The organism is Microbacterium sp. Bi98 (genome assembly GCF_918698045.1).
GTDB lineage: Bacteria > Actinomycetota > Actinomycetes > Actinomycetales > Microbacteriaceae > Microbacterium.
This window is the reverse complement of the sequence record NZ_CAKKLK010000003.1, coordinates 284,978-305,510: the sequence shown is the minus strand read 5'-3', so window position 1 is coordinate 305,510 and position 20,533 is coordinate 284,978. Positions and strand designations below refer to the sequence as shown.

General features: G+C 67.2%; 23 protein-coding genes and 3 pseudogenes. 9 read left to right on the top strand and 17 right to left on the bottom strand.

Translation table 11 applies throughout. The features are described from left to right. Nucleotides 1–30: 30 nt before the first annotated feature. On the bottom strand, nucleotides 31–888 hold the full coding sequence (locus LQZ85_RS08200; RefSeq protein ID WP_290368294.1) for a sigma-70 family RNA polymerase sigma factor: 858 nt from the start codon (nucleotides 886–888) through the stop codon (nucleotides 31–33). 217 nt (nucleotides 889–1,105) lie between these two features. Here LQZ85_RS08200 and LQZ85_RS08195 point away from each other — a divergent pair. The 5 genes and pseudogenes from LQZ85_RS08195 to LQZ85_RS08175 form a co-directional block, all read left to right on the top strand. Next, a pseudogene (locus LQZ85_RS08195) lies at nucleotides 1,106–1,276 on the top strand (manganese catalase family protein); the annotation flags it as partial. 43 nt (nucleotides 1,277–1,319) lie between these two features. Next, a pseudogene (locus LQZ85_RS08190) lies at nucleotides 1,320–1,922 on the top strand (alpha/beta hydrolase); the annotation flags it as partial. 170 nt (nucleotides 1,923–2,092) lie between these two features. Beyond that, complete coding sequence (locus LQZ85_RS08185) at nucleotides 2,093–2,683, top strand: sulfite oxidase-like oxidoreductase (RefSeq protein WP_053096353.1); 591 nt, start codon at nucleotides 2,093–2,095, stop codon at nucleotides 2,681–2,683. After that, a complete protein-coding gene (locus tag LQZ85_RS08180) occupies nucleotides 2,680–3,405 on the top strand; it encodes a ferredoxin reductase (protein ID WP_355706054.1) in 726 nt (241 codons plus the stop codon). Before LQZ85_RS08185 ends, LQZ85_RS08180 begins: the two co-directional genes overlap by 4 nt. Then, nucleotides 3,405–3,692 carry a DUF6510 family protein gene (locus tag LQZ85_RS08175; protein WP_056278844.1) on the top strand — a complete coding sequence of 96 codons (288 nt, stop codon included), beginning with the start codon at nucleotides 3,405–3,407 and terminating at the stop codon, nucleotides 3,690–3,692. Before LQZ85_RS08180 ends, LQZ85_RS08175 begins: the two co-directional genes overlap by 1 nt. Nucleotides 3,693–3,714: 22 nt before the next feature. Here LQZ85_RS08175 and LQZ85_RS08170 read toward each other — a convergent pair whose 3' ends face one another. From LQZ85_RS08170 to LQZ85_RS08115, 12 genes are all read right to left on the bottom strand, one after another. Continuing rightward, on the bottom strand, nucleotides 3,715–4,062 hold the full coding sequence (locus LQZ85_RS08170) for a hypothetical protein (RefSeq protein WP_230100766.1): 348 nt from the start codon (nucleotides 4,060–4,062) through the stop codon (nucleotides 3,715–3,717). A gap of 103 nt (nucleotides 4,063–4,165) precedes the next feature. Then, complete coding sequence (locus tag LQZ85_RS08165) at nucleotides 4,166–4,894, bottom strand: GAF and ANTAR domain-containing protein (RefSeq protein WP_056278846.1); 729 nt, start codon at nucleotides 4,892–4,894, stop codon at nucleotides 4,166–4,168. After that, nucleotides 4,891–5,598: a GAF and ANTAR domain-containing protein gene (locus tag LQZ85_RS08160; RefSeq protein WP_056278847.1), complete on the bottom strand. Its 708-nt coding sequence runs from the start codon at nucleotides 5,596–5,598 to the stop codon at nucleotides 4,891–4,893. The genes LQZ85_RS08165 and LQZ85_RS08160 overlap by 4 nt, the downstream gene beginning before the upstream one ends. 129 nt (nucleotides 5,599–5,727) lie before the next feature. Next, nucleotides 5,728–6,060: a DUF6766 family protein gene (locus LQZ85_RS08155; protein WP_230100765.1), complete on the bottom strand. Its 333-nt coding sequence runs from the start codon at nucleotides 6,058–6,060 to the stop codon at nucleotides 5,728–5,730. 142 nt (nucleotides 6,061–6,202) lie between these two features. Continuing rightward, nucleotides 6,203–8,581 (bottom strand): glycosyl hydrolase family 65 protein, encoded by a 2,379-nt coding sequence (locus tag LQZ85_RS08150; RefSeq protein WP_230100764.1) that lies wholly within the window; start codon nucleotides 8,579–8,581, stop codon nucleotides 6,203–6,205. Between the two features lie 100 nt (nucleotides 8,582–8,681). Then, nucleotides 8,682–8,816 carry a methionine/alanine import family NSS transporter small subunit gene (locus LQZ85_RS08145; protein WP_072591348.1) on the bottom strand — a complete coding sequence of 45 codons (135 nt, stop codon included), beginning with the start codon at nucleotides 8,814–8,816 and terminating at the stop codon, nucleotides 8,682–8,684. Beyond that, complete coding sequence (locus LQZ85_RS08140) at nucleotides 8,813–10,450, bottom strand: sodium-dependent transporter (protein WP_230100763.1); 1,638 nt, start codon at nucleotides 10,448–10,450, stop codon at nucleotides 8,813–8,815. The genes LQZ85_RS08145 and LQZ85_RS08140 overlap by 4 nt, the downstream gene beginning before the upstream one ends. A 139-nt stretch (nucleotides 10,451–10,589) precedes the next feature. Next, nucleotides 10,590–10,928, bottom strand: a complete 339-nt coding sequence (locus LQZ85_RS08135) for an ATP-dependent DNA ligase (RefSeq protein ID WP_072591349.1) — start codon at nucleotides 10,926–10,928, stop codon at nucleotides 10,590–10,592. A gap of 186 nt (nucleotides 10,929–11,114) precedes the next feature. Further along, on the bottom strand, nucleotides 11,115–11,333 hold the full coding sequence (locus LQZ85_RS08130; protein WP_187249711.1) for a DUF2795 domain-containing protein: 219 nt from the start codon (nucleotides 11,331–11,333) through the stop codon (nucleotides 11,115–11,117). A gap of 83 nt (nucleotides 11,334–11,416) precedes the next feature. Further along, complete coding sequence (locus LQZ85_RS08125; RefSeq protein WP_056278853.1) at nucleotides 11,417–11,710, bottom strand: hypothetical protein; 294 nt, start codon at nucleotides 11,708–11,710, stop codon at nucleotides 11,417–11,419. 70 nt (nucleotides 11,711–11,780) lie between these two features. Then, nucleotides 11,781–12,155 (bottom strand): DCC1-like thiol-disulfide oxidoreductase family protein, encoded by a 375-nt coding sequence (locus tag LQZ85_RS08120; RefSeq protein ID WP_056278854.1) that lies wholly within the window; start codon nucleotides 12,153–12,155, stop codon nucleotides 11,781–11,783. Nucleotides 12,156–12,233: 78 nt separating this feature from the next. Beyond that, entirely contained in the window at nucleotides 12,234–13,175 is a 942-nt protein-coding gene (locus LQZ85_RS08115; RefSeq protein WP_187249713.1) for a hypothetical protein, read from the bottom strand. A 261-nt stretch (nucleotides 13,176–13,436) separates the two neighbouring features. Here LQZ85_RS08115 and LQZ85_RS08110 point away from each other — a divergent pair, with 261 nt between their 5' ends. Both LQZ85_RS08110 and LQZ85_RS08105 read left to right on the top strand, forming a co-directional pair. Beyond that, nucleotides 13,437–13,772 carry an ATP-dependent DNA ligase gene (locus tag LQZ85_RS08110; protein ID WP_230100762.1) on the top strand — a complete coding sequence of 112 codons (336 nt, stop codon included), beginning with the start codon at nucleotides 13,437–13,439 and terminating at the stop codon, nucleotides 13,770–13,772. 13 nt (nucleotides 13,773–13,785) lie between these two features. After that, on the top strand, nucleotides 13,786–14,514 hold the full coding sequence (locus LQZ85_RS08105) for a GAF and ANTAR domain-containing protein (RefSeq protein WP_230100761.1): 729 nt from the start codon (nucleotides 13,786–13,788) through the stop codon (nucleotides 14,512–14,514). A 9-nt stretch (nucleotides 14,515–14,523) separates the two neighbouring features. Here LQZ85_RS08105 and LQZ85_RS08100 read toward each other — a convergent pair whose 3' ends face one another. Both LQZ85_RS08100 and LQZ85_RS08095 read right to left on the bottom strand, forming a co-directional pair. Further along, on the bottom strand, nucleotides 14,524–14,811 hold the full coding sequence (locus LQZ85_RS08100; RefSeq protein WP_230100760.1) for a hypothetical protein: 288 nt from the start codon (nucleotides 14,809–14,811) through the stop codon (nucleotides 14,524–14,526). Between the two features lie 118 nt (nucleotides 14,812–14,929). Continuing rightward, entirely contained in the window at nucleotides 14,930–15,907 is a 978-nt protein-coding gene (locus LQZ85_RS08095) for a Dyp-type peroxidase (RefSeq protein ID WP_230100759.1), read from the bottom strand. A 142-nt stretch (nucleotides 15,908–16,049) separates the two neighbouring features. Between LQZ85_RS08095 and LQZ85_RS08090 the strand changes: the two genes are divergently transcribed. Both LQZ85_RS08090 and LQZ85_RS08085 read left to right on the top strand, forming a co-directional pair. After that, nucleotides 16,050–16,409, top strand: coding sequence for a UBP-type zinc finger domain-containing protein (locus LQZ85_RS08090; protein ID WP_230100758.1), 360 nt, complete (start codon nucleotides 16,050–16,052; stop codon nucleotides 16,407–16,409). Further along, nucleotides 16,406–17,659, top strand: coding sequence for an FAD-dependent oxidoreductase (locus tag LQZ85_RS08085; RefSeq protein ID WP_230100757.1), 1,254 nt, complete (start codon nucleotides 16,406–16,408; stop codon nucleotides 17,657–17,659). Before LQZ85_RS08090 ends, LQZ85_RS08085 begins: the two co-directional genes overlap by 4 nt. Before the next feature lie 20 nt (nucleotides 17,660–17,679). Here the strand turns inward: LQZ85_RS08085 and LQZ85_RS08080 are convergent, their stop codons facing one another. Both LQZ85_RS08080 and LQZ85_RS08075 read right to left on the bottom strand, forming a co-directional pair. Continuing rightward, complete coding sequence (locus tag LQZ85_RS08080) at nucleotides 17,680–18,891, bottom strand: cupin domain-containing protein (protein WP_230100756.1); 1,212 nt, start codon at nucleotides 18,889–18,891, stop codon at nucleotides 17,680–17,682. Beyond that, nucleotides 18,881–20,466 (bottom strand): annotated as a pseudogene (locus tag LQZ85_RS08075) (MFS transporter). The gene LQZ85_RS08080 and the pseudogene LQZ85_RS08075 overlap by 11 nt, the downstream one beginning before the upstream one ends. Nucleotides 20,467–20,533 lie beyond the last annotated feature (67 nt).

Here is a 20,533-nt window from a genome sequence, read left to right as displayed (position 1 = left end):
CCACGGATCCGGAAGAGTCCACGGGTCGCGTCACACGGCGGCGAGGAGCTCGCTCGACCGGTCGCGGATCTCGGCGCGGACGGGCCCGAAGAGCGCCTCGAAGAACTCGGCCCTGGCCTTGGTCGATCGGTCACCCGTCGTGCCGTTCTCCCAGGCCTCCATGGCCTCGCGCATCAGTTCGAGACCACGCGAGCGCAGCTTCGACACATAGGCATGACTGACGGCGAGCTCTTCGGCGATGTCCTTCACCATGCGGTCTTCGAGATAGATGCCGCGCACGACCTGCTGCATCGCCGTGGGCAGAGCGTCGACCACTCGGTTCATCATCGCTCGCGTCTCGGACTGCTCGACGGCGTGCTCGGGGAGGATGACGCTGTCGGTGAGATCGACCGCCTGTCGGCCGGTCTCGGCGTCGAAGTGCTCCTCGAAGCTGATCGCGGTGCGCACCATCTCGTCGAGCTTCATCATCTCCGAGACGACCTCGGCGGTGAGCCCCGACTCCCGCGCGAGCTCCGCCGTGCTCGCGGCTCGGCCGGAGCGGGCGAGCACCGTCTCGGCGGCGACTCTCACGCGCTCGATCTTGTCGCGTCCTCGCTCGCCGGCGGGGTCGGCGCGGCGCATCTCCGACAGCATCGCCCAGTTGATCTGGCTGCTCGCGAACGCACCGAAAGGAATGCCCCGCGCGGCGTCATACGACATGGCCGCGCGGGCGAGGCCCAGGCGGGCGGCGGAGAGAAGGTCGTCCAGATCGACGTGCGTCGCCGACCGCGCCTTCTCCACAGCCAGGAAGGTGGCGAGCGGCATGTTGTCGCGTGCGAGTTTCTCGGGCGAAGCGGGGGCTTCCGGGGGCTGAGTGGAATCAGCGGAAACAGCAGAACTACTCAGCAATGTGACTCCGTGGCTAGAACAACTGTTTTACGAGTGAAGCTAGCATGAACAACACGTTTATGAGCAGAAAACGCGGAACTCGATCCTCGAGTCGTTCAGTTCTCCGGACCCGGTTCGCGGATTATCCCCGTCGCCCGGCGGTCTGTGAAGCCCTTATTCCGTCGCAGCGAGAACCGGTCTCATGGGCACCCATCACGATCCGACCAGAAAGGCAGCCATGTTCTTCCATCGTCAGGAACTTCAGTTCACCGCCATCCCCGAAGCCCCGGATGCCGTCTACGCCCGAAAGCTCCAGGAGGTCCTGGGCGGCCAGTACGGCGAGATCACGGTCGCCATGCAGTACCAGTTCCAGGCGTGGAACATGCACATCCCCGGCAAGTACCGCGACTCGCGGTCTTCTCGATCTCGGCCATGAGGTCGTCGTCCCCGCCGTCCCCAACCGCAGTCTGCTCGGCGACTCGGCGTACATCCGCTCTGTCGTCGAGAAGATCGAGGGGTCCGTCCTCCTGGTCGGCCACTCGTACGGTGGCGCAGTGATCACGGTCGCCGGTGCTGCGGACAACGTCGTGGGGCTGGTCTACCTCTCGGGCTACGCACTCGAAGAAGGCGAGAGCCTCGGCCAGCTGCAGGGCGGGTTCCCCGGCTCCGAGCTGGCCGCCAACCTCGTCTACACTCCGTTCCCGAACCCCGGCGCTGAGGACGGCACGGACGTCTCGGTCAAGGTCGAGGCTTTCCCGCAGGTCTTCGCTGCCGGCATCGACCCCGCCATCTCCGAGGTCCTCGCCGTGGCACAGCGCCCCCTCGCAGCCCTTGCGTTCAGCGAGGCCGCACCGGTCGCTGCATGGAAGACCAAGCCTGCCTTCGGCATCGTGTCCGCTGCCGACCACACCATCAACCCGGACGTCGAGCGCTTCGGCTACACCCGCGGCAACTTCCGTCGCGTCATCGAACTCGACGCACCGCACCTCGTGATGCGCGCCCTCCCCCAGGACGTCATCCAGTTCATCGTCGAGGCGGCTGCCGAGGTCGTCTGACCTCTCGAGGGCGGAGACGCCGTCCGGCGCTCTCCGCCCTCGAATGGTGCGACACCGCGCCCCACGGTCCTAGAATCGGGGCGACCCGCGCGTGCCGCGTTCGACACCTGCAGGAGGCGTCCGCCCGTTCAATCGGGTGGAATGAGTGGGACCAACGAAAGAAGGCGATCATGGCTGTGATCTCCCGCGGCTTCGGCGCCCGGCGACGCGAGTCGGATGACCGGCTCCCCCCGGGTCAGTACCTCACCGAGGACTTCCCGGTGCTCTCGGCCGGACCGACACCCCGAGTCGCGACCGACACCTGGGAGTTCGCGGTCGTCGGGCTCGACGGCATTCGCCGCACCTGGTCGTGGGATGAGCTGCAGGCACTGCCGATCGATACGATCACCACCGACATCCACTGCGTGACGCGGTGGTCGAAGCTGGGCACGCAGTGGCGCGGAGTCTCGCTCGATCATCTGCTGCAGGATGCCGGAGACGGCGACTTCACGCGGGTCTTCTCCTACGGCGGGTACACGACGAATGTTCCCCGCGCCGACCTGACCGGCGGCAAGGCGTGGATCGCTTTCGAGTTCGAGGGCGAGCCGCTCGCGGCAGAGCACGGCGGCCCCGCCCGGCTTCTCGTCCCCCACCTCTACTTCTGGAAATCCGCGAAGTGGGTCCACGGCCTGGATCTTCTCGAGAACGACGAACCGGGGTTCTGGGAGCAGAACGGATACAACATGTACGGCGATCCGTGGAAAGAGGAGCGTTACTGGTGACCTCGTCGTCGCTGTGGCTTGTCGCCAGTGTCATCGAGGTCCGACGAGCCACACCCCATGGCCGCGTGCTCTCCCTCCGGGTCGACGGGTGGCCGGGGAATCTCGCCGGACAGCACGTCGATGTGCGTTTGACCGCTGAGGACGGCTATCAGGCCGTGCGGTCGTACTCGCTCGCATCGTCCGGAGAGGGTGACGTGCTCGAGCTGGCCGTCGACGAGGTGCCGGAGGGCGAGGTCTCTCCGTATCTCGTCGAGGATGTCCGGCCCGGCGACGAGCTGGAGGTCCGCGGTCCGATCGGCGCCTACTTCGTGTGGACCCCTGCCCAGCCCGAGCCCGTTCAGCTCATCGCGGGCGGGTCAGGGATAGTGCCGCTCCTCGCGATGGCCCGGGAGCATGCGCGCTCGGCCAGCTCCGCACCGATGCGGCTCCTGTACGCGGTGCGTTCCGCGGACGACGCTTTCTACGCGGCCGAACTGGGCGATCTCGCCGACGACGCCTTCAGCGTCGACTGGGCGTACAGCCGCTCGGGACCGGTCGGCTTCGCTCGCCCCGCGGGCAGGGTGGATGCCGCGACGCTCGAGGCCTCGACCATCCCCGCCGCCCAGCGCCCCTCGGTATACGTCTGCGGGCCGACCGGCTTCGTCGAGGCGGTCGCCGATCTGCTCGTCGCGGCGGGGCATCCGCCCGACCGCATCCGTACCGAGCGTTTCGGAGGTGCCTGATGAACGCTGCCCACCCCGGCCATCGCACGAGAGTCGACGGCAACGCCGCTGGCGGGATCCTGATCGAAGTGTTCGGCAGGGACATGACCGGTGCTCGGGCCACCTGCACGCGCTGCGATCGCAAGGCCGTGCTCGGCGACGCCGTCGCAGAACTGGATCCGGCCGGCGTGATCCTCTTGTGTCGCGGATGCGGACACACCCTGTTGACCTGTATTCAGATCGACGGGCGGTACTCGCTCGATGTCGGGGCTCTGTCCCGCCTGGAGTGGGCCTCCGACGGCGACTAGCTCGCTCGTCGGCGACCGGCGCTCAGACGGGGCCCGAGTCGCATTCGGCGTCGAACACCTCACGGACGTCGTCAGGCTCGAATGCCGTGGTCGCCGTCGGCACAAGCGCCAGAGCACGGGCCCGGATCCCCTCAGCTGCGCCATCATCGTCCTCGATCTGCGGCGACAACTCCGCGTGCGCCACCGCGATCGGCAGCATGGCACCGAGCGTCACCCGCACACTCGACCGAGCGCCCGCGGGGCCGACGACGGGGATCTCCACGACATCCGAGCGCCGCTCCTCCGCCAAGGCCTTCCAGTACTCCAGCACCGCGTCTGCGGTCGCGTCACCCGTCAGGTAGGTGCCGACCTGGGTGATGAGGGACTTCATGATCACTCCCGGAACTCTCGACGGTTGCATTTCCGCTACCGGGGCCGGGGCAGCGATTTCACGCTAGGCCCGATCGTGTGCGAGGTCGACCCCCCTTGCGCTTTCAGGATTCAGGTGATTCAAGCCTGATGTCCCGCCGCACGATGCGTTCAGCCACCTCGCTCAGACGCAGGCCGCGATCACGGGCGAAGGCGCGCATGAGCGTGAAGGCATCGGGGATCGGCACCCCCGCCGTGAACGAGACAACACCCTTGGCCTGCTCGATCATCACCCGGCTGTTCAGTGCGGTCTGCAGTTGCGACGACAGCGATTCCTGCTCTCGGAGGCTGCGCTCGTGCAGGATCCCGATCGTTGCCACATCGGCGAACGCTCGCGCCGCGGAGAGGTCTTCAGGGGGCGGCGACCCGGTATCGGATCGGAGCAGGTTGAGGGTGCCGATCGTCGTGTTCCGCAGCCGCATCGGTATCGCCTCGATCGACGCGAAGCCGTTCTCCAACGCCGCCTGGCGGAAGACCGGCCACTTCTCTGAACCGGCGGCGATGTCGGGAACCGACACCGCTGTCCCCGTCAGGAAGCACTCGATGCAGGGTCCCGCCTCTGCGGCGAGCTGGATCACCTCGACGAGCTCGGTCGCCTCGCTCGTGGATGCGACGAGTTCGAGTTCACCGGAGGGGTCGGCGAGAAGGATTCCGGCGTCGCTCGCATCCAGCAGCTCCTGGCACGCATCCACGAGTGTCTGCAGCAGATCCACGACGTCGTAGTCGTCGACCATCGTGTCGGCGAGGGTGGCGAAGAGCTCCAGCAACCGAGCTTCGCGCGTGGGCGCGGTCATGACCCCGCCTCGATGCCGCCTGACGTGCGCGAGAAGCGGAGAGTACCGTCGACTACCGCCTGCGCGACCTCCATGACGCGCTGCCCGGTCGAGAACGCCCGCGCCTGAAGCATGAGCAGCGCGTCGTCCGGACCGATGTCGAGTTGCGCGAGAACGATGCCGGTCGCCTGGTGCACGGTTCGTCGAGAGTAGATGCCCGTCTGCGCGTCGTTGTCCGCGAAGTCCGACAGCGCGTCCCTCAGCACATGCCGGCTCACCACATCCGCCATGGCGCGCGCCTGCGTGCACTCGCTCGGAGTGAGCGCCACGGGTGCTGTCGAGTAGAGGTCGACCGCCCCCATCTTGATCTCGCCGACCGACAGCGGGAAGGCGAACATCGACGCGACCTCCGCGCCGTCCTCCACAGCCGAGGCGAAGGCGGGCCACCGGGAGACGCCGCGGTGCCGGAAGTCGGGCTCGAGGACAGCGGCAGAGGTGCGCATGGCCTCCCAGCACGGGCCTTCACCGAGGTCGAACTGGAGCTCATCCAGGCGTGCCGCCACGTCGTCGGACGCGGAGATCGTCTCGCTCCCGAGCACGTCCCCCACCGTCGAGACCGCGGCACCGGTGACCGGGAACCGATCGACGAAGAAGACACTGAGGGCGTCCAGCTGACGACCGGAGCGCTCCAGATCACTCAGCGCATCGTCGAACGACTCACTCATAGTGGTCTTCACGATACCGCCACCGGACTGGCCGCGCGATGGAGGCACCTACGAAGTCCGAGAGTTGCACAACAACCGGTCGGTGACAAGCCCCGGGCCGGTTTCACCCCGCGCGTCTAACTTCTCCTCTCATGAAGACGTGCTCTCCGACGAGTTGATCGGCGTCCGACCCCACTCCCTCGTCGCCCGGCTTCTTGGATTCAGGTGATCCTCGCTGGATGACCAGATGGTCGCGAGGATGAAGAGGAAGAACTGCAGGAACTCCGACTGCCAGTTCTCCGCCACATCGACGAGGAAGTCGGAGGAGGTGATGAACTCCAGATACGGAGTGGGCGGCTGACCGTGCCGAGCCAGCTCCTGGTTGTTGTAGGCGTGTCCCGCGATCGACTGCCCGATCAGGCTGAGCGCGAAGATCGCGAGGAAGACGAGGCTGAGTCCCCCGTCTCTGACGAAGCGACGCATCTCGTTCACCTCCCCATCACAGGCAGGGCGATCATGGTCGCCAGCCCGACCACGATGAGGAGCGTCCATGACCAGAACGCGATTCGCATCGATGCGCGACCGATGGTTCGATCCGACAGGACTGTCTCCTCTCTCTGCCACCTCAGGCGCTGAACGCCTCGAGCGCCGGTCGGGGCGCTCGTCCTCGAGGCTGCCGGGGCTGCGGCCCCCGCGACTGCAGTGGTGGAATCCCTCTGGTGACGGGATGTCCGGCGTCGAGCGTCACCTGCTCGTCGTAGTGGGTGATGGTGACCGGGTCGCCTGAGGCGAGCCGATAGGTGGCCTCCGCCTGGCGGACATCGACACGCAGGATGCAGCCGTGGATGCGCACCCCGAACTCGAGCCCGTCGATCTCGGACGGAAGACGCGGGCAGAACCGCAGGCCGCTGTCGCTGTCGCGCATCCCGCCGAAGCCCGCGGTGATGGCCGTCCAGACCCCCGCGAGAGCGGCGACATGAAGCCCCTGACCGGTGTTGCCATGAAGGTCGTCGAGATCGAGAGTCGCGACCTCGGCGAGGTAGTCGAGCGCGAGATCCAGGTGACCGACCTCTGCGGCGACCACGGCCTGCGCCGCCGCCGACAGCGATGAGTCCCGCACGGTGATCGCCTCGTAATACTCGAACGCACGCTCCTTCTGCTCCGCGGTGAACGACTCATGCGAGAAGAACAGGGCGAGCACCAGATCGGCCTGCTTCACGACCTGCTTGCGGTAGAGGTCGAAGTACGGGAAGTGGTCGTGCAGCAGGTATTCGTCCGGCGCCGTCGACTCGAAGTTCCACCGTTCGAGGTCGGTGTAGCCGGCGGACTGCGGGTGCACGCCCCGTTCGTCATCGAAGGGCACCGTCATCGCCGCGGCAGCGAGTTCCCACCTCGCGATCTCGTCGTCTACGACCTCGAGCTCCGACGCGACCTCCGGATGCCGTCGGGCAGCGGCCGCCGCCCCTCGAAGGTTCTTCTGAGCCGCCAGGTTCGTGAAGACGTTGTCGTTCGCGATGGCCGAGTACTCGTCCGGCCCCGTGACGCCGTCGATGTGGAAGCCGCCGTGCGGGTCCCACCGACCGAGCGAGGCCCAGAGGCGAGCGGTCTCGACCAGGATCTCGAGGCCGGCCTCCCGTTCGAAGTCGGCATCGCCCGTCGCCCGCACGTAGTGCAGAACCGCTCCGGCCACATCGGCGTTGATGTGGAACGCGGCCGTGCTGGCAGGCCAGTACCCCGACGACTCTCTGCCGTCGATGGTTCGCCACGGCAACGCGGCACCCTGCAGATGCAGTTGCGCCGCCCTGTCACGAGCGCGGTCGAGTACGGAATGTCGCCATCGCAGCGCCTGCTCGGCGGCGTGCGGGAGGGTCGAGGTGAGGACGGGGAGCACGAACGCCTCGAAGTCCCAGAAGGTGTGCCCCTCGTATCCGGAGCCGGTCAGCCCCTTGCCCGGAACGGATCGCAATTCCATGCGGGTGGAGGCCTGGAACACCTGGAAGAGCGCGAAGCGCACGGCCTGCTGCAGCCGTGCCGGTCCGTCGACCCGCACGTCGGCGCACTCCCAGAAGTCGTCCAGCCGTGCCCGTTGATCGGCGACCAGTGCGTCCCATCCGGCCCGCAGCGCGTCGCCGACCGCCGTCTCGGCCCGGTCCCGCAGGGCGGCGGTCGAGAGGTCGGACGAGAACTCATGACCGACGAGCTTGACGATCTCGAGCGTCTCTCCGGCAGCCAGGGATGCGCGCACCGTGGTACGCGCACGGTCGCCCGTCGCATCGACATCCGTCTCGACGCTCGGCTCGTTCCGGGGAGAACCGCTCACGCGATGGTCCATCGCGACAGCGGTCGTGAGCCCGCTCTTCCTCGTGCGGTGCACGAGGGTGGCGGCACCCGCGCCGGCGGCCGAGGCCACCCCCTCGAGCGGCTCGCTCAGCAGCTCCTGCACCCGGGGGTCGTCGTGCGTGATCGGCAGCGGCTCGTTCGCCAGCAGTTCGGAGATGACGGTGACGTCCGCCGGACCGCCGAGCGCCTGCACACGGTAGTGCACCGCTGCGACGGAGCGGTGCGCGAAGGAGACGATCCTCGTCGACCGGATCCGCACCCGCTGGCCGGTCGGACTGGTCCACTCGACCTCGCGTTCGAGAGTTCCCGCGCGGAAGTCGAGTCGACGGGTGTGCGACGTGAGCGATCCACGACGGACATCGAACGGCTCGTCCCCGACGATCAGCCGGATGAGCTGGCCGTTGGCCGCGTTGATCACGCTCTGCCCGCACTCGGGGTAGCCGTATCCATCTTCGGCATACGGCATCGGGTGCTCTTCGAAGAGGCCGTTCAGATAGCTTCCCGCGACGCCGCGCGGGTCGCCTTCGTCGAGGTTCCCCCGCCAGCCCACATGACCGTTCGAGAGGCCGAAGACGGACTCCTCATGGGCGAGGTTCTCGACGTCGATGCCGTCGGCACCGATGCTCCACTCGTCGATATCGAATCTCGGCCGCGTCCTGCTCATGGGCTCCTCTTCCGTCGACAGTGCTTCTGGAAGAGAAAGTAGTCAGGATCGAGGAACGTGGGGAGCGGGTTGATTCCCGCTCCCCGTGCAGGTAAGACGGTCAGAGCTCGACGGGCGGCGCCGGCTCCGAATCCGCTGCCTCGGGGTGACGAGCGAGGTTCACGACGGCGGCGATGAGGCCGCCCCAGATCGTGACCATCGCGATGATCATCATGACGACCGCTGTCGTGGTCATGCGCCCGCTCCCTTCTCCGTCGCGTGCGGTTCCGAGGTCGCGATCAGCGGGATCGACGAGGTCTCGGCATCCGGTTCGTAGTCTTCCTCGGTGAGGAACTCGTCGTACTCGGGATCATCCTTGGCGTGGGAGCGGCCGCTCCATGGCAGCGCCGAGAGCAGCAGTGCGATCACGACGAGCGCGATGACCATGCCCCATCCGAAGACGGCGAGGAACCATCCCGGATAGCCGCCGTACGGCTCGGAGGTCTTCGAGATCAGCTCGGTGACGAGCAGGTACCCGAGCACGAGGGGCGCGAGCGCGCCGACGAGCAGCATCCACACTCGCCCGACCCGGAAGCTCGACCGACGATCGAGGTGGTCGACGAGTGCCGGCAGCTTGTGCAGCAGCCATGCGACCACGATCACCGCGACCAGTGCGACGGCCATGATGCCGAAGGCATTGACGAAGGCGTCAGCGGTATCGAGCACGGACAGCGCGGTGGTCGTCGAGAACAGTGCCAACGAGACGATCGCGAGCGGGATGGACACCGTGAGCGTCGTGCGGATGCGCGCCCAGCCCAGCTTGTCCTGCAGCGCCGCGACGATCACCTCGAGGATCGAGATGAGCGAGGTCACCCCCGCGAAGACCAGCGCTCCGAAGAAGAGGACGCCGATGATCGAGCCGCCTGCCGCCTGAGAGACGATCGTGGGGAAGGCGATGAAGGCCAGGCCGATTCCCGACGACGCGACACCGGCCACCTCGGTCCCCTGTGCCTGCGCCATGAAGCCGAGGGCCGCGAACACGCCGATTCCCGCGAGGATCTCGAAGCCGGAGTTCGCGAACGCCACGACCAGACCGGAACCGGTGAGGTCGGTCTTGCGCTTCAGGTACGACGAGTAGGTCACCATGATGCCGAAGGCCACCGACAGCGAGAAGAAGATGTGGCCGTAGGCCGATGCCCAGACGGCCGGGTCGCCGAGCGCTTCCCAGTTGGGGGTGAAGAAGGCGTTCAGCCCGTCCATGGCGCCCGGCAGGAACAGCGACTGCACCACGAGGATCGCGAACATCACCGTGAGCAGAGGCATCAGGATCATGTTCGCCCGACCGATCCCGCGCTTCACACCCAGCGCCATGATGACGATGACGATCAGCCAGACCGCCACGAGCGGGAGGCCGACCTGCGGCACGAAGTCCGTCGAGATGCCCACCTCGGCGACATCGGCCGAGCGGAGGAAGTCGATGAAGAAGAAGTCGTTCTCGTTGCCCGGCCCCCAGGTCAGCTGCGCCGAGAACCAGGTGTACATCGCAGCCCACGCGATGATCACCGCGTAGTAGACCGCGATCACCACGCAGATGAGCACCTGCCACCAGCCGAGCGGCTCGGCCCTGCGGTGCATCCGTCGGAAGGCCAACGGCGCGGAGCCGCGGAACCGGTGGCCGATCGCGTAGTCGAAGAAAAGGAGCGGGATTCCGGCAGTGAGAAGCGCACACAGATACGGGATGAGGAACGCCCCGCCTCCGCCTTCGTACGCCACGTAGGGGAATCTCCAGATGTTCCCCAGCCCGACGGCAGAGCCGATCGCAGAGAGGATGAAGACGTTGCGCGAGCCGAAGGCCTCGCGTTTCGGGGTCTGCGTCGTTGCGGTGGCCATGCGCATGAGGTTACCGGAGTCAGCGTGACGAGACGTGGCGATTCTCGTGCCGATCTCTCCGCTCTCGGATCGTCATCAGGATGCGGCGATGCCCGTAAGCACGCCCCGTTTTCACACCGAGGATCGCGGCAGCTGGCGGCTACAGGTCGGCGGGCACTCCGAGCTTCTCCCCCGATGACAGCTCATCCGGCTCTGCGACCAGGTACAGCCCGGTCGGGGCATTCGCGGTGAATGCGAGCGCATCGACCCACCGCCGGTTGATCGATGGCTGCCTGCTGCCGAGGAACCGATAGACCAGCGCACTCCCCGGGTGCAGCCAGACGGTGGTGCGGCCTCCCCCGATGCTCTGATCCTCGCGCCAGCTGAAGTTGAAGGGCTCGGCTCGTCGGAGCTTCGCGGTGATCACGAGCTGCAGGTGACTGAGCGCGCGATCCTCGATCTCGATCCTGATCGAGCCCTCATAGATGAATCTGCCCATCATGCACCTCCCTGCGGCGCGTGCATGGTGAGTCGCGACGGCGACGATGTATCGGATTCGTGCGGCCACGTGAGCGTCAGTGGCGCGCCGGTGAGGTCGGACATGGTGCCAGGTTAGGAAGACAGCGGGCGCTATCGCAGGGTATTGACAAGTTCGCCCTCACCCTGCGCGGTGCCCGCGGGTCAGTCAGGCGCCATCGAGCGTCTTCAGCACCTCGGCGACTCCGTGATAGTCGCGGGCGGGCAGCTCGTGGATGGCGTCGATGGTCGCGACCTCGAGATGATCGACGACGGCGATCCTCAGCAGATCGTCCTTGGTCGCGGGGTAGTCGATGCTCCGGAGGGTCCGTGCGAGTCTCATGTCGGAGGAGGGGTGGGCGGCAAGCGCATGAGGCGATGGGTTCATGCGGTTCATTCTTCGGACTGCGCGGCCCGAACTTCGCCTCTCTTGGAAGCCGACGGGATCCCGATGTGAGTGGTGTGAGCGGCCTACATATCCTCGATCAGCAGTTCTCCGTGAGCGTTGAGGCTGTTCATCATCCGTGACACGCGCTCGGCATCCACGTGAATCGGCTCGACGCTGTCGAACGCCAGGACGAGCGGAATGCTCGGATGAATCCATGCGGTCAGTCGGCCGTCGCGGGAATCGTCTCCCGGGATCCAGGACATCATGAAGCTCTCCTGCCGCCTGAGCTTCGTGCCGACGACGATCTTCATGTGCGCGAGCGTCACATCGTCGATGACGATCGGGTCGAGTGTGCTGTCATACCTGAGGCGTCCCATCCGGCGATGCTAGGTGAGCGCCCGCCCGGGTGAAGGGGCGTTGACAACCGGAGGATCGTCGGGTGCTGTCTCAGGCCCGCGGAAGCGCACAGGCGGCCGTGCCGCCGGGAAGACGGTGTCGGAAGCGCGCGATCAGCGAATAGCCCAGCGCAGCGACCCAGGAGAACGGGGGCGTGACGAGGAGCACGCCGGCGAAGCGCAGCAGCCGGGATCGCTGCATGCGGAGCAATCCTGCGAAGGCAGCATGTCCGCGCATCCGACGCGCGCCGACCAGCAGCCACGCGTAGCGGGTGACATCCGCGGAACTCAGTCCGATTTCATCGAGGTCGAGCCATTGCCACGGCTGAGCCTCGGGAAACCTGCCGAGCCAGCGTTCGAGTCGTTGCACCCACGTGGTGCAGAACGCGCAATCGCCGTCATAGACGAGAAGTGGCCGGGCGTGCATGGAATCGACCCTACGCCTCACCGGAGAGCAGTCGCCCACCACATCATCCTTTCGATGACAAGCCCCTGGTCGCCCACGTCACCGGTGGCGGAGCCTGTAGGCATGAGCCACCCAGACGACATCAAGCAACCGCTCGACCATCTGCCTCCTCTCGACGAGCGAGACAAGGCCGTCGAGATCGACGAGCCGCACTATCCGACGTCCGAAGCGGGGCCGACCGGACCCGCACACGTGTCTCCCGATACCGCCGCGGAGCCCGACAAGCCGAACCGGCACGGCGTGGACAAGCTTCCGCCGACCGCACGCTGATCGGTCATCGACGGTCGGACCCGTCGGATTCGCGGTGCCCCGATTCTGCATCGGCATGCTCGCGGATGCGGCGGGCCTCGTCGATGTCCTGCCGCTCCTTCTCTGCGGCCTTGTCGCTCTTGCGTGTGTCCCTCGGAGGAAGGCGGATCTCCCGCTCTGCGGCGATGCCCGCCTGCAGTTGGCGACCTCGCTCGAGTTCGAGGCCAGCGCTCGGGTGAGCCTGCCGACAGCGACGCCGACGATCGCCGCCCCGAGGATGAAGGTTCCGGGCTTGCGTCTCGCATACCGCTTCACCTCCGTGAGCACGGAGGCCGGATCGCGGTCCCCGAGCCAGCTCGCCGCGCCCGACAGTCGCCCGGCGACCTGCTGCACCAGATCGCTCGCGACACCGCTGCCTTCCGAGTTCGCAGCCATCGAACCGAGTTCGTCGCTGACCGACCGAAGCCCACCGGCGAGGCGCTGCTGCTGCGTGTGCGCCTGCTCCTTCAGCTCACGGGTGGTCTGCGCGTACAGGTCCTTCGCCTGCGTCTTGGCCTCGCCGACGACGCTCGCCGCCTCTTCCTTGGCGGTGCCCATCAGGTCCTTCGCCTGAGTGCCGGCCGTGTCGGCAAGACCGGCCGCCTCGTTCTTGGCAGCCTCCGCCTTCCCAGAATCCTGCTCGTGATGCGCGTCTGAGCCGCTCAGGCTCGTCGTGCCATAAGTGTCCGACATCAGTGCTCCTTCGTGCGGGGTCGTCTCGGATCGGACGACTTCGTCGACCGATCCGCTGGATTGGTGAGCACTGGTCTAACGGGGTGAGAAAGCCGTTCCAGCACCCTTGCCGAAATCGAGGTCTCGGGTGTAAAAGGCGTCCGACCGAGACGCCTGCGAACGGCGCAGGAACACTCTCGATCGGTCTGCAAGGGCCTTGCGGGGGGCACCCCACCCCTGTAGTTCTGGCACAGAAGGAGATCTACGAAGGGACGTCCCATCATGGGCAAGTTCGTCTACGAGGGAAATCAGAAGGTGGAGATCGACGACCGCGCGCTCCATCATCTGCAGGTCGTGATGACGACGAAGCTGCGCCGCGGCGAGCCGTTCCTCTTCACCTGGAAGGAGGACGCCAGCATCGGCGGAGGTCGGAGTTCGGTCTGGATGCACCCCGGCTGCAACCTCGTCTTCAAGTACACCGGCGGCAAAGTCCCCGAGCTCAATCGGCACTGGATCGACGCGCTCGCGTTCACCGCGAATGCGCCGTCCGGACTGTATCTGGTTCACGAACCCGAGAACGTGGGCGCAGAGCAGGGCCATGCCGTGGGCGTGAGTTGAGGATCGCATCCGAATGCCGTTCGATGTGATCCGCGACCCGCACTCGCCGAACGACCTGACCGCTGTCTTCCGCCGCCTGGCTGACGCTCTGGATCCGGACTATGACGTCATCGACACCGTGGACCTTCTCGTCGAGGCCGCGACGCACTTCACCCCTCCGGTCGACGCCGGCATCGTCCTGGCCGATGTCGGAGGACAACTCCACGTGCTGGGCTCGACGAGTGAGCGCGCGAGCGATGTGGAGGAGGCAGAGCTCGGCATCGAGCAGTGCCCCTGCCTCGACAGCTTCCGGTCCGGGCGCGTGGTGGAGACACCCGATCTGCGGGCGAGCGCCGATCGCTGGCCCGAGTTCGCTCCTCTCGCGGTGCGACGCGGCCTTCGCGCTGGCTACGCGGTGCCGCTCTCGCTTCGCGATCAGCACCTCGGTGCGCTGAACCTCTTCTTCGACAGGGTCGGCGTGCTCACCGACCAGGATGCGGCCGTCGCTCAGGCACTCGGCGAGTTCGCCACGATCGGTCTGGTGCAGCATCGCACGCTCCGCGCGCACGCCGACCGCACCGCGCAGCTTCAGCACGCGCTCGACAGCAGGATCCTGATCGAGCAGGCGAAGGGCGCGCTGTCGTTTCAGCGCAGCGTCTCCATCGACGATGCCTTCACCATCCTTCGACGACACGCGCGCTTTGTCGGTGGGCGACTGCACGATGTCGCGCAGCAGATCGTCGACCGCCGCCTCACCCTGTGAGCGAGTCGGTCACCGCCCTCTGCCTGCGCGTTCCGATTCGCCGCCTTCGGTGGGATCGATGATCTCCGCAGTCAGGCAGACGCCGCCCGTGCTGCTGAGTGTCTGAGAGAGCTCCTCGATCCACCGACGGTTCAGCGTCGGCGCCTCCGTCTCGTCGAACACGAAGCGCAGCGGGATCGATGGATGCAGCCAGATGGTCGATCGACCGGGGACCTCGCCGTCCTTGTGGATCCACGACAGGGTGAAGCTCTCGTTGCGGCGCAGCTTCGTCGTGACGACGATCTTGAGGTGAGCCAACGCTCGGTCCTCGATGAGGATCGGCGGCTGAGCGGCTCCGTAGAAGAGTCTTCCCTCATATCAACGCTACGCGCGTGCGGCGCGAGATGGGAGGTGACTCTTGTCCGCTCGTCTGCCGTCAGATGCGCTGCACGGGCATCGGCTCGTCGGCGAGCCCGCTGAGGAAGTCCGCGGACGGCGCGAAGAAGGTGCTGCCGGTCGTGGCGCGGGAGAAGTCAAGGAGTCGGTCGTAGGCGCCGGGCGGGTCACCGATGAACATGTTCTCGAGCATCTTCTCGATGACCCACAGGTAGCGCGAGTATCCGATGAAGTAGGTGCCGAAGGACGACGAGCCCGGGCTGCCGAAAGGCATGTTGTCACGAAGGATGTCGTGCTCGACACCGTCGACCACGATCGTGGCGAGGGTCTTGTGGGACTTCTGCCCGACGGCCGCATCGTCGAGCTCGACATTGTCGGCCTTCTTGCGGCCGATCACGGCCTCCTGCTGCTCGGTCGTCAGCGCCTGCCACTGACCGAGGTCGTGCAGATATCGCTGGACGACGACGTAGCTGCCCCCGACGTGATCACCGTCCTCTGCGCCCACCAGCGTCGACTCGGCGACGGCGTTCCCCACCGGGTTCGCGGTCCCGTCGACGAAGCCGAGCAGGTCGCGCACGTCGAAATACCGGAATCCCGAGGTCTCGTCGACCACGGTCACAGCGTCGCCCAGCACGTCGAGCAACTGGCGCTCTAACTCGAACACGAGATCCTGGCGGTTCGCACGGATATGGAAGAGGAGATCCCCGGGCGTGCCCGGCGCGGTGTGCACCGGGCCGACGACCGGTGCGAAGGGGTGCAGCTCCGCCGGAACCCGGCGCGCGGTGAGGCGCGGCCACGCCGCGGCTCCGATGCCGACCGTGCACGACAGCATCGCGTCGAGATCACGGAATCCGACGTTCTTCACGAGGTCGTCGATACCGGCGATCGCGTCGCGCGCGGTCGACGCGGCATCCGCTCCGTCAGCGATCTGCAACACGAGGAACGTCGCGCTGGACGTCAGCGGCGCATCGACCTTCTGCGATTCGATCGGGACCCGGCGGGAGGAAGAGGTGCTCACCTCCCCGAACCTAGAGGATGTCGACGAGCACGGCTTCGACGGGTGTCGAAGGAACATGAGGACTCCCGCGGGCACCCTTGAGTACGACACGGAATCCCGACATCATGACCCCGACGGCATACCGACGACAGGAGATGCACCCATGAGCGACGTCAGCGACTTCATCCGGGCGGACGTTCCCCCCTCCGGCCCGGGGTGTCTGGACTGCGAGGCGATCGGATCGTGGTGGCTGCATCTGCGCCGGTGCGCCTACTGCGGGCACATCGGATGCTGCGACGACTCCTTGCACAAGCATGCGACGAAGCACGCGCACACGAGCGGCCATCGAGTGATCCAGAGCTTCGAGCCCGGTGAGGACTGGTTCTGGGACTTCGGCACCGAGACAGCCTTCGACGGTCCCGCCCTCGCTCCCCCGCACAGCCATCCGCGGTCGCAGACCACCCCCGGCCCGGCTGAGCGCGTGCCTGCGGACTGGCAGGAGCAGCTCGCAGGCGACGCGTGACCGAGGCACCCGACCAGCGGTCGCCCCTGCGTCTCATCGCCGACGCCGACGGGCCGCAGGCTTTCGCGTTGCGCGACTATCTGACCCGCAGCGAGGTTCCGTTCCTGCCGATCATGGTTCCCCGAGGTGCCGCCGCGGCGGCAGGAATCGACCTGACCGGCAGGCGGCTACCGCTGGTCGTCCTTCCCGAAGGCGCCGTGTTGGAGGACCCGAATCCCGAGCAGGTCGCTGCGGCTCTCGGCTGGGTGAAGCCTCCGGCGCAGTCGACGTACGACCTCATCATCTACGGAGCAGGACCCGCCGGACTCTCGGCCGCCGTCTACGCGGCATCCGAGGGTCTCAGCGTCGCCGTCGTAGAGCGCGACGCCGTCGGCGGGCAGGCCGGTTTCAGCAGCCTCATCGAGAACTACCTCGGTTTCCCCGGGGGGATCTCCGGGGCGGAGCTCGCCGAGCGCGCCCGCCGGCAGGCGCTCTCCTTCGGCGCCGAACTCATCGTCATGAGGTACGGCATCGCCCGCACGTTCAGGGACCACGACGTGCGGGCTCGGCTCGCCGACGGGTCGGAGATCCATGCACGCGCGGCGCTCTGCGCCACCGGCGTGCAGTGGCGCAGACTCGGCCTCGACGGCGAGCAGGGCTTCCGCGGTGCCGGCATCTACTACGGCGCGGGCACCAGCGAAGCCTCCGCCTGCATCGGTCAGCACGTGTACGTCGTCGGCGGCGCCAACTCCGCAGGACAGGCGGCCATGAACCTCGCGGCCCACGCGGCGCACGTCACTGTCGTCGTCCGCGGCCCCTCGCTCTCGTCGACCATGTCGGCCTATCTGCTCGACCGGCTCGCCGCGCAGAGCAACGTCACCATCCTCGTCCACTCCCGCGTCGTCGCGGTCGACGGAGACGAGCATCTGCGGGAGATCACCCTCGACCAGGCTGGCAGGACCACACGCGTGCCCGCGACCCACCTGTTCGTCTGCATCGGCGGGGCTCCCAACACCGAGTGGGCGGCGACGACGGATGTGCAGCTCGACAGTCGCGGGTTCCTGCTCACCGGCGTGGACCTCTCCGCCGACGACCTGCAGAAGTGGCCGCTGGATCGCTCGCCCTACTACCTCGAGACATCCGTGCCCGGGATCTTCGCGGCCGGCGACGTCCGTGCGAACTCCGTCAAGCGCGTCGCATCCGCCGTCGGCGAGGGCGCGATGGCCGTCACCCTCATCCACCGATACCTCGCCGAAGGCGCTCAACGCTGATCGCGCTCGGAGGGCGCTGATCAGCGCAGTGGTGTGATGCCCTGTGCTCCTCGGGGGAACGTCGCCAGCACCGCGGGGTCGATGTTCAGATGGGCGGAGACGAGCTGCGGGGGCACGTGGGAGAGCCAGTTCGCGAGCGAGATCTCCTCGTACTTGTCGGTGCGGAACACCTCGAGGAACTGCAGCACGTCGTCACCGGTGTTCTCGATGTAGTGCCCGAAGTTCTTCCGCACCACCCCCACGTCACCGGCGCGGAAGTCGGTCGTGTTCGCATGCGGGCCGGTGTTGAACACGGTCATGCGGGCGGAGCCGCGCAGGTAGTACTGCCATTCGTCGGCGTTCGGGTGCCAATGCAGTTCGCGCATCGACCCCGGCTCCACGGTCACCAGCGCGGCGGCGACCGTGTTCGAGTATGCGTAGTTGGTCGAGTCGGCGATCTGGATGGATCCGCCGGTGTTCTCATACAGCGGCTTCGAGCGCGACAGTCGGAAGATGACCGGTTCCATGCCCCATTCCACGCCCGCGGCGGCCTGGTCGATGTCGAGCGCGGGTGGCTCTTCGCCGGGGAAGATCCAGAGGTTGTGCAGCGGGATGTCGGAGAAGACCGACTGCGCGACGCCGAAGTTCTTCGCGAGGACCTCGGGTGGGGTGTGTGCGAACCAGTCGGTCAGCAGCAGTGTGTTCGACTCGGACTGGTCGCCGTCGTCGAACGCCAGCACGAACTCCGCCCCGTCCGGCCCGAGACCCTGCAGGGAGTGCGGGGTGCCCGCCGGGAAGAACCACAGGTCGCCCTCTTCGACATCCTCCACCGCGGGCAGACCCGATCTGCTGAGAGTCGTCACGCGCGCCTTGCCGCGGGTCATGACCGCCCATTCGGCGGTCTGGTGCCAGTGCAGTTCGCGGATGCCGCCCGGCTCGAGGTACATGTTGACCCCGGCGATCTCGTCGGAGATGTGGAAGTCCTGCTTCGTGAGCTCCCGCGCCCAGCCGCCGCGCTGCACCCGGCGGGGTGAGATGTTGAAGGAGGACCAGAAGAACGGCTGCGTGCTGATGTCCGTCGCCGGCGCGTGCATCTGGTTCGGGAACTGCGACTCGATGACCTCGTTCTGCGGACCGGTCATCGTGTTGCTCTGCGGGCGGTCGGCGATGTTCACCTCCCCCTCCTGCGGCAGATCGGGGTCGCCCAGCGACGGGATCTCGGGGTGAGTGGTGGGGTTGTCGTCACGTTCCATGCGGGATGCTCCGTCTCTTGTCGCGGGTGCGGCGCTTCTCGACGCCGCGGTGGTGAGGCAGGGGGATGGCGAGCAGGTGCGTCACCTCGAGCTCCTGGGTGCTCATCGCGCGCGCACGGGCGATCTGCTGGGCGTCGAACTCGGTGGTGCGACCTTCGTGTTGACTCACGTGCTCGCGCCACGAGCCGACGGAGTACGCCTCGATGACCGACCCCGGGTCGTCGGCGTCGACGTACACCTGCCACCCCCGCGCCCCCGTCCGCAGACGGGTCTGCTGCACGCCGGTCATCGTGTCGAGGAACTCCTGTCTCCGCTCGACCGAATGCGATACCGGATGACCACCAGAACGGGCGCGTCGTCAGCACCGTCCGGGCGGGGCCGGTCCTCGACCCCCGGCACCTCCACGATGCCGCGGCCGATGCCGCTCGTCGCCGGCATGGGCCACACGAGCAGGGAGAGTCCGCCCAGGCCGCAGAGGATCCCGGCCCCGATGACCACGAGCCCGGGATCCCACACGGACGCGAGCACGCCCGCGCCCGCAGACCCGGCGGCCGTGCAGCCGAAGAGGACGAGCTGGTAGAACGACAGGCCGCGCGTACGCACCCAGACGGGCAGGAACGCCTGCACCGTGCCGTTGATGGTCGCGATCACCCCGATCCAGGCGAGACCGGTCGCCACGAGCGCCGGAAAGGTGATCCACAGGGTCGGCGAGGTCACGAGGACCACGAGTCCCGCCCCGAAGACCACGGACGAGGTCAGCACCACACCGTTGACCGCTGCGACGCGCCGCGCCCACGGAAGCACGAACGCACCGACGATCGATCCTGCTCCCAGCGCTGCCAGCAGAAGGCCGTAGCCACTCGCAGAGAACCCGAGCGAGTTCTTGGCGATGGTCGGCAGCAGCGCCCAGAGCGCGTTCGCCGGTATCAGGAAGACGGCGAGCCGCAGCAGGATGCGGCGGACGATCCGCGAGTGGCGGATGTAGCGGATGCCGGCCCGCGTCGCATCGACGAAGGGCTCGGGCCGAGCCACCGGCGGACTGTAGGTCTTCCAGAAGAGCAGCACGCCCAGGAACACCAGGAAGGAGAGCGCATTGAGCAGGAAGACCGCCGCGACGCCGAACTGGGCGACCACGAGGCCGGCGATCGCCGGTCCCACCGCGCGGGCGATGTTCACGCCGATCGAGGAGAGGCTCGCCGCATCGATCAGGAGCTTCGGTGGCACGATGTCCGGCACGAGTGCCTGGAATGCCGGCAGCTGGATGGCCGAGACCGTCCCCAGCACGAACGTCGACGCCAGCAGGATGGTCGTGGTCGTCTGGCCGACCGCGGTCAGATACGTGAGACCCAGCACGACGGCGAGTTGGACCGTCTGCGACCAGAGAAGGACGCGCCGACGGTTGAGGAACTCGCCGATGACGCCGGCCGGGATCGCGAACAGGAGCACGGGCGCTGCCGATGCCGTCTGCACGAGCGCGACGAGCAGCGGCGAGCTGTCGTCCTGCACCAGGAGCCATTGAGCGCCGACGGTCTGCATCCAGCTGCCGATGTTGCTGACGATCGATGCCAGCCACACCAGGCGGAAGATCGGGACGGCGAGCGGCGCGAACCCCGCCGTCCAACCGGGGCGGGGGTCGACAGCA